The sequence below is a fragment of the Cupriavidus phytorum genome, assembly GCF_003254285.1.
GTDB classification, from domain to species: domain Bacteria; phylum Pseudomonadota; class Gammaproteobacteria; order Burkholderiales; family Burkholderiaceae; genus Cupriavidus; species Cupriavidus phytorum.
The window spans coordinates 1,050,267-1,062,018 of the sequence record NZ_QKZN01000001.1; the positions used below are offsets into that span (position 1 = coordinate 1,050,267).

Here is an 11,752-nt window from a genome sequence, read left to right on the forward strand (position 1 = left end):
GCACGCCTTTCGCTTGCCCATGGTTACTGGCGCGCACATCGCGCCCCAACGGAGGTAACCATGAAGCATATCCGCACCAGCCGACTGCTCGCTGCCATCGCCGTGGCGGCGGCCGCCATTCCCGCCATGGCACAGACGCCGGGTACGCCGCGCGGCTCCTACGACCCGTATTCGCAGGGCGCGCGCAGCACCGACAAGTTCGACCCTTACACGCAAGGCGCCAACGCGCCGACGCGTACCGACCTCGCCCCGACTGCACCTGCGGCCACCGCGCCGGAGGCGCAGCCGTCGACCGTGCCGGCGCAGCCTGGCATCCCAGGCACCACCATGCAGCGCACGCCGGACCCGTATATGGAAGGCGCCCGCTGGGAAAGCCCTGACCTGGGCCGCCGCATCGGCAGGCCCAACCAGTTCCTCGACGGGGCCTGAGGGTACCGCTTTCCAACCCCTCACCGAGACCGGTCATGCGAATGCAACCGGACTTACCGTCCCTTGTAAATCCTGCCCACGCGCGTGAGCCCGGCGATACCCCGGCCGTGGCCGGGGAACCGGCGGCGTTGCATTGCCCGCCGACGCGCGCGGCGGGCCTGGCCCAGATGACGGTGGTCAGCTACAACATCCACCGCGCCGTCGGCACCGATCGCCGCTATCGCCCCGACCGCATTGCCGCCGTGCTGGCGGAACTCGATGCCGACATCGTTGCGCTGCAGGAGGTGGAATCGGGCAGCAGCAACGACCATACGCTGGAATACCTGGCCGGACATACCGGCATGCACGTAGTGTCGGGTTTTACCCGGGTGCGCGGCAGCGCCGACTACGGCAATGCGCTGCTGACGCGCTTCGCCCCCGAGGCCGTGAACCAGATCGACCTGACCGTCAAGGGCTGCGAGCCGCGCGGCGCCATCGACGCCACCGTTGCCTGCACCGCCTCTGGCTGCGCCAATCCGCTGCGCGTGATCGCCACGCACCTGGGCCTGCGCCCGGGCGAGCGCCGCCACCAGGTGCAGCAGTTGCTGAACTACGTCGCCGCGGCGCCGCCGTTGCCGACCATCCTGCTTGGCGACGTCAACGAATGGTTCTTGTGGGGCCGGCCGCTGCGCTGGCTGCACGCGTATTTCGAACACACGCCGCACACGGCGACCTTTCCATCGCGGCTGCCGTTGTTCGCGCTGGACCGCATCTGGGTATCGCCGCGCGCGCACCTGGTGTCGGTGGCAAGCCACCGCTCGCCGCTGTCGCGCGTGGCCTCGGACCACCTGCCGCTGGTGGCCTGTTTCGAGGTGCCGGAAGGCGGGTGGAATGAGCGGCGTACCACTGCGCACGTGAAGGAGGACTTCAATGAAACACCGTGACGATGAATACCTGCGCAGGCGCCCCGATCACCAGTACGGCAGCAACGACCAGGGTTATAGCGGCATTCCCGCACAGGCGCGCAACCGCAGGCAGCGCAACCTGACCGCGGGCCGCTATGGCAATACCGCCGAGCGCCTGCCGCGTGATGACACCCGTCCGTTCGAAGGCGCGGACGAAGGCTGGTACGGCAGGGGGGGCGAATCCTGGCGCTCGGGGCCCGCCACCGAACCCTGGGACGAGGCCCGCTATGAAGACGAATGGTCGCGGCGCCGCGTACCGTATGGCGAAGAGCGCTGGGAGGGCCGGCGCGACTGGTATGGCGGGCCTGCCGGCGCGCCATACGGTAGCGCGGGCGGCGCGGGCGGTTATGGCGCCGACGACTGGGATGTGCCTGCGTACCGGGGCTACCGCCGGGGCGGCCCGAAAAACTACCGCCGCGGCGACGACCGCATCCATGATGAAGTCTGCGACCGGCTCGCGCATGCGCAGGAGCTCGATGTCAGCGAAGTCACGGTGCGGGTGCAGGACGGCCTGGTAACGCTGGAGGGCCACGTCGGCGACCGCCGCAGCAAGTACGACATCGAGGAGATTGCCGAACGCGTGTTCGGCGTGCAGGACGTGATCAACCACATCCGGGTGCGGCCCTACGGCATCCTGGCGTCCGAATGACCAGGGCGGCTCCGTAGCCTCCGGAGCCGCCCCGCTTGTGGTTCTGCGAAGCCGCGCCGCGCGGTGCCGGGTCAATCCACCCGGGGCGGGCGCGGCGGATTCTCTTCGCGCTCGTCGGTGCGGTCGGCCTTGTCGACCGGCACGTCGCTGGGCAGGGCCTCGGCCGCGCGCACCACTTCATCGGCAATCTCTTCCTCGGGGGTTTCCTCTTCCTCGGGGCTGTGCGCATCCTCGTCGCGCTGCTCGAGTTCGTCCTCGATATCGTTGGTCTCCTGGTCGAGGTCCGGATCCAGCGTGCTGGGGATGTTGCCGGCCTCGGCGCGCGCCGCACCGGTGGCCGTGTTCCGGGGCGAACGGCCGCGGCCGGAGGCGGCCTGCGCGCCTTCGCGCCGGCCCGCTGACGGGCTGCCCACGCGATCGGTGCGGGTGCCGGCATGCCGGGTGGGTCCGGTACGTACGGTCTTGCTCATCATGTCTCCTGTTCGGTTGGGTGCAAGGCGGGTCGCCGCGGTTCAGTAGTTCTCGACCGGCGGCTCGCTTTCCTCGGGCTTGCCGCCGGGACGCCTGACCGAGGGCGGCTCGCCGTTCTCGTCGGGAATGTCGTGCTCGCGCTCGACATCGTGGCGCCGGTCGCGCCCCGGCTTGCCGCGCTCGTGCTCGGTGTCGGGGCCGCCCTTGTGCGGGTCGCGGGGCTCGCTGCGGCGGCGGGTGGTGTCGTGGTCGGGCTGGCGATGGGTGCTCATCACGTCTCCATCAAGGTTGGCATGGCGCTGCCGGACAGGCGAGGTCGTCAATCGGTGCCGGCGCGCAGTTCATCCGAAACCGCGCTGACGCCGCGCACGGAACGCGCCAGTTCCATGGCCATCGTACGCTGTTTGTCGTCGCGCACGGTGCCTTCGAGCTTGACCACGCCGTCGGTGGTCGAAACGCGGATCCTGGCGGGGTCCAGCGTGCGCGCATTGGCCAGGCGCGCCTGCACCTCGGCAGTGATGGCGCGGTCGCTGGCGGCAGCGGTGTCGCGCGGTGCCGCGGTGCGGCCCGTGGAAGACGGCGCCGCGGGCGCGTCGGTCGGTGCCGCGGTGCCCGGCGCGGAGGCAGCCGTGGCCAGCACTGCCAGCGGCAACGCCAGCGCGGCGATGCGGAAACGATAGCGTGCGGTCATGAGGCCCTCCTGTACATGCTGGCGGGCCTGCGGTTCAGCCCGCACCTGCAATTTGCCTGCAAGCTCCGTTCCCGCATGGCCAGGGGCGCGGGCACTGCCACCAGCCGGCCGATGCTGCCCCACGGCGCGGACTGTGCGCGATGCGGCGCCGCCGCCGGCGCGGCGCGGTGCCGCATGCGCCGTAGTTTTTACAGGCGCTGCAGAAACTGCATGGCGCGCGTGGCCGACGCGCCGCAGTGCGCTGGCAGCGCTGCGATGAGCCTCGGCGCGGCCCCTGGCGTGCCGCTTGCGTTCCGTCCTGTGCTGGCGTGCGGTCCTGTCTATAGTGAAGGAAATGCTGGCAACAACTGGCGTGCGGCAAGTGCCGGCGAGCACCCGCAACGCCGGCCTTCCCGCCGCGGCGCAGCTTGCGGCCGTGTGCTGCCGGGCCCGACAGCGCGGGGGAGCGTATAGCCGTTGCGAGGAAGCTATGAACCTAGCCAGCATTCTGTCCACCGTGGTCCTGGCCTCGTCGGTATCGGTGTCGTCGGCACCGGTCGAGCGCCAGCTGCTTGCGATCACGCCTTCGGACTTCGCCCAGCGTTTCAACACCGTCGCGCAGGACACCGGCTCCGGCCTGGCCCTGCCCAGCTTCAAGGTCAAGCCGGGATGGCACCGCGCCGCGCCCAGTGCGGGGGTGTCGGTGCTGGTGCGGGCCAGCCGCGCCGGCTATGCCATCGATGAAGTGGTGGTGGTGTGCCGCGAGGTCGAACGCTGCTTCCTGACCATCTGCACCGCCGCGCTTGCGATCGACGACAGCGTCAATCCGATGCTGCTGCAGCGCTTTATCGTTGCGCGCATCGCCACCGAACTCGGCGAGGTCGGCCTGGTGATGTCGGGGCTCGCGTACATCGTGGTAACGCCCAAGGAAGACGACTACGTGGCCGTGGTGATCCGGCCCTACCTGCCGCAAGAACGCAGCGCCTCGCCGACCCAGGCGTCGCACGCACCGCTCACGCCGATCGGATTGCCATCCACGGCGCCGCCGCGCTCCTGAGCCTCGCCTCAGGGCTCGCGCAGCAGCAGCGCCACCGGCAGGCCGCCCAGCACTTCGCGCAGCCGCAGGCGGCCCATGGGTGCGTCGATGACATGGCCAGTCAGGGCATCGGTCCAGCGGCTCGGTTGCGGCGCACCCACGTTGAGCGTGGTATCACCCCAGGCCGCTTGCGGAATGCGCGGCAGGGCGGGGTCGACGCGCGCCGCGGCAAGCCGGGTCACCACGGTGATGGCCTGGCGCCCGTCGGCGCTGCGCGCGAACGCCAGCACCTGCGGCACCAGCGCGCCCTGCGCGGCGAGCATGCTGTATTGGCCGTCGGCGAACAGCGCGGCATGCGCGCGGCGCACCGCCAGCACCTGCCGCACCAGCTGCTGCTTGATGCGGCCGTCGCGCCAGTGCGCCAGCCAGTGGGCCCAGCCCGCGCTGCAGCTCAGCCGGGCCTGCAGCCGGGCGTAGTCGGGCGGGCGCCGGTTGTCGGGATCGACCAGGCTCAGGTCCCAGCCTTCGCAGCCCTGGTAGCGGTCCGGAATGCCGGGCGCGGTCAGTTGCACCAGCACCTGCGCCAGGCTGTTCAGGGCCCCGGCCGCGGCAATGCGCTGCACGAACTGGCCGATCTGCGCCAGCACACTGCCGGCTCCGCCGGCTGGCGCATGTGCGGAAAGGCCGTGCAGGAAGGCCTCGCATGCGCTTTCGTAGTCGGTGTCGGGGCAGGTCCAGTTGCCGTGGCGCTTGGCTTCGCGGATGGCCTTGCGCTGCCACGCGCCCACGCGCTCCAGCAAGGGCTGCGCGGCGCCGGCGTCGTCGGCAAGGTCCAGGTCTTCCATCGGCCAGGCGCCGACCAGGGTCTGGTACAGCATCAGCCGGTCGCCCGGGTCCGGCGCTTGCGGCAAGGTAGCCAGCAGCCCGGCCGACGCGGCCTCCCACGCGGCCACGGCATCGGCCCACGCGCCCGGGACCTCGCTCAGCACCGCCAGGCGCATGCGTGCGTCTTCGCCGCGCTTGTGGTCGTGGGTCGCGGTAGCGAGCATGGCGTAGGGGCAGGCCAGCCGCCGCGCCGCCATGCGGGCGTGGAATTGCGCCGGCGGCATCGCCAGCCGGGCCGGATCGCTGCCGACTTCGTTGCGCGACAGTAGCCGGCCGTAGCGGTAGAACGCGGTGTCCTCGCCGGCCTTGGCCGCCAGCGCCGGCATCAGCTGCTGCAGCCGGCGGCGCAGTGCGCCGGTTTCGCTGTCGGCCGGCGCGGCGGTGCGCAGGCAGCCGCCGATAAAGGCCAGCGCCACCGCTTCGTCGGGCGCCAGGCCGACGCGGGCCGCGCGCATGGCTTGTTCGAGCATGGCGTCATCGGCAAGCGCCGCGGCCGCGTCGCGTTCGGCCGGATGCGCATCGAAGTAGCTGCGATACACCGGCACCGCGGCCATCAGCGCGGCCAGCGCGCGCCGCAGCGCTGCCCGGGTCAGGTCGCGCGTGCCGGGCTCCTGCTCGGCGCAGTCGCGCAGGCACGCTGCGGCGCCTTCGAATTCCGTCACCAGGTGCCGCTCCAGCACCTGGCGCCGCGCGGCCTCGACATGCTCGGCAAAGCCGCGCGCATCGCCGCTGACCGTCGCCCACAGCGCGTCCAGCGGGGTCTCGCCGTCGCCGTCATGCAGCACCGCGGCGACTTCGTCCATGAAGTCATAGCCGGTGGTGCCATGCACCTGCCAGTCCGGCGCCAGGCGCTCGCGCGGGCCCAGGATCTTCTCGACCACCAGCCACGGACGCTCCAGCCGCAGCGTGGGCGGGCGCGCGGCGGCATGGCGGTCCAGTTCGGCACGCAGCCGGCGGCAATAGCCGGCGGGATCGGCCAGGCCGTCGACGTGGTCGACGCGCACGCCGTCGATCCAGCCTTCGCGCAGCAGGCGCAGGACCAGCGCATGGACCGCGTCGAACACCCGCTCGTCTTCCTCGCGCACGCCGACCAAGTCGCTGATCTCGAAGAAGCGGCGCCAGTTCTGCGCGGCGGCGGCGGTGCGCCACCAGGCCAGCCGGTAGTGTTGGCGTTCCAGCAGGGCATGGAGCCGGCTGCGGCCGTCGGCACGCGTGGCGTCGTACCAGGCCTGGCCGTCGCGTTCGGCTTCGGCGTCGACGCTGCCCGGCGCCAGCGGCAGGGTGTGGTCGAAATAGCGCAGATGGGCTGGGACATCGTCGCTGGCCGGCACCCAGCGCAGTTCGCCGGCCACCACGGTGTCCCAGTACGATTGCCCCAGGATCGGCAGCAGCACCTTGCCATGCAGTGCCCGGTCGCGCGGGGTCCAGTCGATGTCGAAGCTGGCCGCGTACGGGCTGCCGCGGCCATGTGCCAGCACGTCGCGCCACCAGCCGTTGTGGGTCGGGTCGGCCGCCATATGGTTGGGCACGATGTCGACGATCAGGCCGAGGCCGGCGTCGCGGGCGCGCGCGGCCAGCGCTTTCAGGCCCGGCTCGCCGCCCAGCTCGTCGCGCACCGCGGTGAAATCGGTGACGTCATAGCCATGGGTGGAGCCGGGCCGCGCGCCGCATATGGGCGACAGGTAGAGGTGGCTGACGCCCAGCGCGGCGTAGTAGCCGACCACGGCGGCGGCATCGGCAAAGGTGAAGCCCGGGTGCAGCTGCAGCCGGGCGGTTGCGCGTGGCAGCGCTTGCGGCGCGCCGTCAGGCATCATCGCGCGCGGGCCGCGGCGGGCTCGCACACGGTGGCCACGCACGAGCGCTGCGGCAGCAGCCCGGCCGACAGGGCCGCTGCCGCGCCGGCGCTGCTCTCATGCAGCGCGGTGCTGCGATCGTGGCACGGCCGCGTGCACGGCACGGCTTCGTTGCCCAGGTTGAGCCACAGGCTCAGCTCGACGCCGTCCATCAGCCGCCAGCGCGCGCACAGCGCCGCCGGCCCCAGCACGTCGACGCCGGCGCTCTGGCAGCCGGCCAGCCGGTGCAGCAGTTCGCGCCGCCGCACGGCGAGCAGTTCGCGATAGTACGGGGTCCAGTCGCCGTCATCGTCGAAGCGCGGGCGCGAGGCTTCGAACGTGGCCGGGTCGTTGGGATCGGGGATGGCCGCCGCACGGGCCTCGTCGCTGAACGCGGCGGTCGCGGCGAACTCGCGCCGGCGTCCGTCGCGCACGGCGCGGGCCAGCTCGGGCGGATGGCTGGTGAAATACAGGAACGGCTGCGCGCTGCCGGTTTCCTCGCCCATGAACACCAGCGGCACCTGCGGGCACAGCAGCTGCATGGCGATGGCCGCGCGCAGCGCCTCGCGGTCGGCCAGTTGCGCCAGCCGTTCGCCGAGGGCGCGGTTGCCGGTCTGGTCGTGGTTCTGCAGGAAGCAGACAAAGGCCGTGGGCGGCAGGTGCGCGCTGGGCTGGCCGCGCCGCACGCCCTCTGCCACCGCGGGCAGCGCGGCCGAGCGGAACGCCGAGCGTTCGCCCTGGTAGGCAAAGCCTTCGCCCAGCACGCGCGCGAGGTGGCGCAGCGCAGGCACGCCGCGCGCGGCGGCGGCGCTGTCGCCATTGCCGCCTCTGCCGCCATCGCCCGTATCCGGCGCCGCGCTGTAGTCCCGGTAGTAGCCATCGTCCTCGCCGGTCAGCAGCACGTGCAGCGCGTGGTGCGCGTCGTCGTTCCACTGCGCGTCGTAGCCGGCGGCCAGCAGCGCGGCGTCGTTGTTGTCGTTCTCAAGCACCAGGTGGACATGGCGGCGGGGGCCATCGCCATCGGCCAGCGCGGTGCGCAGTTCGCCCGGCAGCGCCGCCAGCCAGCCTTCGTCCTCGATGGCATGCACGGCGTCCAGGCGCAGGCCGTCGAAGCGGAACTGCTCGAGCCAGTAGCGTGCGTTCTCGGTAAAGAAGCGCCGCACCTGCGGCCGGCGGAAATCGATGGCCGGCCCCCACGGGGTCTGGCGGTCCGCGCGGAAAAAGGCGCTGGCGTAGCGGTGCAGATAGTTGCCCTCCGGCCCGAAATGGTTGTAGACCACGTCCAGCAGCACCATCATGCCGAGCTGGTGGGCGCGGTCGACCAGTGCGCGCAGGTCGTCGGGCGTGCCGTAGCCGGACTCCGGCGCAAACGGCAACACGCCGTCATAGCCCCAGTTGCGCGTGCCGGGAAACTCGGCGACCGGCATCAGCTCGACCGCGGTGAAGCCCAGCGCCGCCAGCCGCGGCAGTTGCTGCGCGGCGCCCGCGTAGCCGCCGCACAGGCCGACGTGCATTTCATAGACGATGGCTTCGTGCCAGGGGCGGCCGCGCCAGTCGGGGCAGGTCCACGCAAACGCGCTGGCGGCATCGCGTGCCGGCACGATGCTGGGGCCGTGGACATCGTCGGCCTGCCAGCGCGAGGCCGGGTCGGGCACGGTGGTGCCGTCGTCGAGGCGGAACCAGTAGCGCGCGCCCGCGCAGCCCGGCACGATCGCCTCGAACCACCCGTTGGGCCCGCACGCCATCGGCACCGGCCCCAGCCCGGCGATCTCCACGCGCACGGCGTGGCCCTGCTCGGCGGCGTCTGGCGCCCACAGCCGGAAGCGTACCCGTCCGTCCGGCAGCCAGGCCGGCCCGAACAGGTAGTCCTGCGTGGGTTCGTCGTGGGTGCAGAAGGGGGATGCCGAAGGCGCGGCAAAGCAGTCGAACGGCGCCAGCGGCGGCACGGCAGAGCGCGTGCCGGGAGCGAGGAGAAAGGGGTCGGCGTTCAAATTCGGCTCCTGCCTTCTGAGGGTTCTGGGGGAATAGGATCCTTGCGCAATGCGAACTCCATGCCAGCAGAACGGCGCATTCGGGGCGCCACCGGCAAGCCCGCGGGGCAGCGCGGCGCGGGCTTTGTTACCTGTGGCATTGTAGAAACTACCCTGCGCCTTCGCCCATGCCATCGGCGCGGGCAACTGTTGCGCGCCTCAGGCCGCGCGCGGCCCGCTCACGCCGGCTTCCACCTGCCAGGGCTCGCCGCTGGCGCGGTGCAGCAGCCGCACCGGCACCGGCGCGACATGCCAGACGCGCTCGCAGTATTCGCGGATGGCCCGGTCCGACGAAAAGCGCCCCGAGCGCGCGCACGACAGCACCGACATGCGCTGCCAGCGCGCCTGATCGGCATACGCGGCCGACACCTTCTGCTGGCAATCGATATAGGCGGCGAAATCCGCCATCAGCAGGTAGGGATCGTGCCCATGCTGCGGCTCGAACAACGGGCGGAACAGGCCGGGCTCGCCGCGCGAGAAGAAGCCCTGCTGCACCAGGTCGATCACCGCGCGCAGCTGCGGGTTGCTGTGGTAGTACGCGGCCGGGTCGTAGCCGCTGTCGCGCAGCGCATAGACCTCGGGCGCGGTCAGGCCGAACGGGAAGAAGTTGTCGTGGCCCACCGCTTCGCGCAATTCGATATTGGCGCCGTCCATGGTGCCGATATTCAGCGCGCCGTTCATCGCGAACTTCATGTTGCCGGTGCCCGAGGCTTCCTTGCCCGCCAGAGAGATCTGCTCGGCCAGGTCCGCCGCCGGGTAGATGCGCTGGCCGTAGGTGACGTTGAAGTTGGGCAGGAACACCACCTTGAGCCGGTCGCGCACCTGCGGGTCGCGGTTGACCACGTCGGCCACCGAGGTGATGAAGCGGATCATCAGCTTGGCATAGGCGTAGCCGGGCGCGGCCTTGCCGCCGAACAGGAAGGTGCGCGGCTGGATCTGCGCGCCCGGGTCGGACTTGATGCGGTGGTACAGCGCGATCACATGCAGCACCGCCAGGTGCTGGCGCTTGTATTCGTGGATGCGCTTGACCATCACGTCGAACATCGACGACGGGTCGATCACCACGCCGGTGGTGTCGCGCACCAGCTGCGCCAGGTCGGTCTTGTTGGCCAGCCGCGCGGCCTGCCACGAGTCGCGGAAGCCGGCGTCTTCGGCATGCGGCTCCAGCGCGCGCAGCTGTTCGAGGTCAGAGATCCAGCCATCGCCGATCGCATCGGATACCAGCCGCGTCAGCCGCGGGTTGGACAGCGCCAGCCAGCGCCGCGGCGTCACGCCGTTGGTGATGCTGGTGAACTTCTCCGGCCACATCTCGTAGAAGTCCTTGAGCACGTCCTCGCGCATCAGGCGCGAGTGCAGCTCGGCCACGCCATTGACGGCATGGCTGCCCACGCACGCCAGGTTGGCCATGCGCACGTGGCGCTGGCCATGCTCGTCGATCAGCGACAGCCGCGCCAGCCGCGATTCGTCGCCGTAGAAGCGGATCCGCACCTCGTCCAGGAAACGCGCGTTGATCTCCAGGATGATCTCGAGGTGGCGCGGCAGCACCCGCCCGAACAGCGGCAGCGGCCATTGCTCCAGCGCCTCGGGCAGCAGCGTGTGGTTGGTATAGGCAAAGGCGTTCTGGGTGATGTGCCAGGCCTCGTTCCAGGGCAGGTCGTGCTCGTCGACCAGCAGCCGCATCAGTTCGGCAATGCCCACGGCGGGGTGGGTGTCATTGAGCTGCACCGCGAACTTCTCGTGGAAGCGCGTCACCGGGATGCCGTCGACCGCGAGCAGCCGCAGCATGTCCTGCAGCGAGCAGGCGACGAAGAAATACTGCTGCTCGAGCCTCAGCTCCTTGCCCTGCGTGGTTTCGTCGTTGGGGTAGAGCACCTTGGTCAGGTTCTCGGAGGTCACCTTCTTGCTGACGGCGCCAAGGTAGTCGCCGCGGTTGAAGGTGTGGAAGTCGAACGCCTCGGTTGCGTCGGCGCGCCACAGCCGCAGCGTGTTCACGGTGTTGACGCGGTAGCCCAGGATCGGCGAATCGAACGGCACGCCGACCACCGTCTTGGCCGGCACCCAGCGCACGCGGTAGTGGCCGCGGTCGTCGGTGTAGTGCTCGGTGTGCCCGCCCAGGCGCACCTGCACCGCCCATTCGGAGCGCTGGATCTCCCACGGGTTGCCATTGCGCAGCCAGGTATCGGTCTTCTCCACCTGCATGCCGTCCATGATGGTCTGCTGGAAGATGCCGTACTCGTAGCGGATGCCGTAGCCGAGCGCGGGGATCTCCAGCGTCGCGAGCGAATCCATGAAGCACGCCGCCAGCCGGCCCAGGCCGCCGTTGCCGAGTCCTGGCTCGACTTCCTGGTCGAGGATGCGCGCGAGATCGAGCCCGGCCGCCTCCATGGCCTCGCAGACTTCCTCGAAGATGCCCAGGTTGATCAGGTTGTTGCCCAGGTGCGGGCCCATCAGGAATTCGGCGGACAGGTAGGCCACCGTGCGCGACGGCTGGCCCAGGTAGGCTTCGGCGGTGCTGATCCAGCGCTGCACCAGGCGGTCGCGCACGGTATGCGCCGCGGCCTGGTAGAGGTCGTTTTCGCTGGCGTGGCCGGGCAGCTTGCCCTGGGTATGGAACAGGTGGTCGAGAAAGGCCTGGCGCAGGCTGGCGCCGGACAGGGCGGTGCGGGTGTCATCGGCATGCTCGGGCCGGATGGCTTCGTTCATGGCGGGGCTCCTGCGCATGGGGGTGGGTCAAGCTTAGCGGATCGAAAGGCGGTTGCACGATCGATGCGGACGGCGGTTTCGGACACAGCACATTGGTGGATGC

At 70.7% G+C, this 11,752-nt stretch carries 10 protein-coding genes; 4 read left to right on the forward strand and 6 right to left on the reverse strand.

Annotated features, from left to right (window positions below; translation table 11 throughout):
* Nucleotides 1-60: 60 nt before the first annotated feature.
* The 3 genes from C7416_RS04525 to C7416_RS04535 are packed head-to-tail and all read left to right on the forward strand — an operon-like array spanning nucleotide 61 to nucleotide 2,022.
* On the forward strand, nucleotides 61-429 hold the full coding sequence (locus C7416_RS04525) for an endonuclease (RefSeq protein WP_111517301.1): 369 nt from the start codon (nucleotides 61-63) through the stop codon (nucleotides 427-429).
* Nucleotides 430-464: 35 nt separating this feature from the next.
* Nucleotides 465-1,352, forward strand: coding sequence for an endonuclease/exonuclease/phosphatase family protein (locus tag C7416_RS04530; protein ID WP_111517302.1), 888 nt, complete (start codon nucleotides 465-467; stop codon nucleotides 1,350-1,352).
* A complete protein-coding gene (locus tag C7416_RS04535) occupies nucleotides 1,339-2,022 on the forward strand; it encodes a BON domain-containing protein (RefSeq protein ID WP_111517303.1) in 684 nt (227 codons plus the stop codon). The genes C7416_RS04530 and C7416_RS04535 overlap by 14 nt, the downstream gene beginning before the upstream one ends.
* Nucleotides 2,023-2,093: 71 nt before the next feature.
* Here the strand turns inward: C7416_RS04535 and C7416_RS04540 are convergent, their stop codons facing one another.
* Genes C7416_RS04540 through C7416_RS04550 form a run of 3 tightly spaced genes read right to left on the reverse strand, consistent with a single transcriptional unit; the run spans nucleotide 2,094 to nucleotide 3,184 of the window.
* Nucleotides 2,094-2,492: a hypothetical protein gene (locus C7416_RS04540; RefSeq protein ID WP_111517304.1), complete on the reverse strand. Its 399-nt coding sequence runs from the start codon at nucleotides 2,490-2,492 to the stop codon at nucleotides 2,094-2,096.
* Between the two features lie 42 nt (nucleotides 2,493-2,534).
* Entirely contained in the window at nucleotides 2,535-2,765 is a 231-nt protein-coding gene (locus C7416_RS04545) for a hypothetical protein (RefSeq protein ID WP_025585081.1), read from the reverse strand.
* Nucleotides 2,766-2,812: 47 nt separating this feature from the next.
* Entirely contained in the window at nucleotides 2,813-3,184 is a 372-nt protein-coding gene (locus C7416_RS04550) for a BON domain-containing protein (RefSeq protein WP_111517305.1), read from the reverse strand.
* 469 nt (nucleotides 3,185-3,653) lie between these two features.
* On the opposite strand from C7416_RS04550, the gene C7416_RS04555 reads away from it, so the two are divergent.
* Nucleotides 3,654-4,220 carry a malto-oligosyltrehalose synthase gene (locus C7416_RS04555; protein WP_111517306.1) on the forward strand — a complete coding sequence of 189 codons (567 nt, stop codon included), beginning with the start codon at nucleotides 3,654-3,656 and terminating at the stop codon, nucleotides 4,218-4,220.
* Between the two features lie 8 nt (nucleotides 4,221-4,228).
* On the opposite strand, the gene treY is transcribed toward C7416_RS04555, so the two are convergent.
* The 3 genes from treY to C7416_RS04570 form a co-directional block, all read right to left on the reverse strand.
* A complete protein-coding gene (treY, locus tag C7416_RS04560; RefSeq protein WP_111517502.1) occupies nucleotides 4,229-6,898 on the reverse strand; it encodes a malto-oligosyltrehalose synthase in 2,670 nt (889 codons plus the stop codon).
* Nucleotides 6,895-8,907 carry a malto-oligosyltrehalose trehalohydrolase gene (locus tag C7416_RS04565; RefSeq protein WP_111517307.1) on the reverse strand — a complete coding sequence of 671 codons (2,013 nt, stop codon included), beginning with the start codon at nucleotides 8,905-8,907 and terminating at the stop codon, nucleotides 6,895-6,897. The genes treY and C7416_RS04565 overlap by 4 nt, the downstream gene beginning before the upstream one ends.
* 198 nt (nucleotides 8,908-9,105) lie before the next feature.
* Nucleotides 9,106-11,649 (reverse strand): glycogen/starch/alpha-glucan phosphorylase, encoded by a 2,544-nt coding sequence (locus tag C7416_RS04570; protein WP_111517308.1) that lies wholly within the window; start codon nucleotides 11,647-11,649, stop codon nucleotides 9,106-9,108.
* Nucleotides 11,650-11,752 lie beyond the last annotated feature (103 nt).

What these genes read in the sequence shown, in the direction of transcription:
- C7416_RS04545 (WP_025585081.1), bottom strand. Translation starts at nt 2,765, where the DNA reads ATGAGCACCCATCGCCAGCCCGACCACGACACCACCCGCCGCCGCAGC.
- treY (WP_111517502.1), bottom strand. Translation starts at nt 6,898, where the DNA reads ATGATGCCTGACGGCGCGCCGCAAGCGCTGCCACGCGCAACCGCCCGG.
- C7416_RS04550 (WP_111517305.1), bottom strand. Translation starts at nt 3,184, where the DNA reads ATGACCGCACGCTATCGTTTCCGCATCGCCGCGCTGGCGTTGCCGCTG.
- C7416_RS04530 (WP_111517302.1), top strand. Translation starts at nt 465, where the DNA reads ATGCGAATGCAACCGGACTTACCGTCCCTTGTAAATCCTGCCCACGCG.
- C7416_RS04535 (WP_111517303.1), top strand. Translation starts at nt 1,339, where the DNA reads ATGAAACACCGTGACGATGAATACCTGCGCAGGCGCCCCGATCACCAG.
- C7416_RS04570 (WP_111517308.1), bottom strand. Translation starts at nt 11,649, where the DNA reads ATGAACGAAGCCATCCGGCCCGAGCATGCCGATGACACCCGCACCGCC.
- C7416_RS04540 (WP_111517304.1), bottom strand. Translation starts at nt 2,492, where the DNA reads ATGAGCAAGACCGTACGTACCGGACCCACCCGGCATGCCGGCACCCGC.
- C7416_RS04525 (WP_111517301.1), top strand. Translation starts at nt 61, where the DNA reads ATGAAGCATATCCGCACCAGCCGACTGCTCGCTGCCATCGCCGTGGCG.
- C7416_RS04555 (WP_111517306.1), top strand. Translation starts at nt 3,654, where the DNA reads ATGAACCTAGCCAGCATTCTGTCCACCGTGGTCCTGGCCTCGTCGGTA.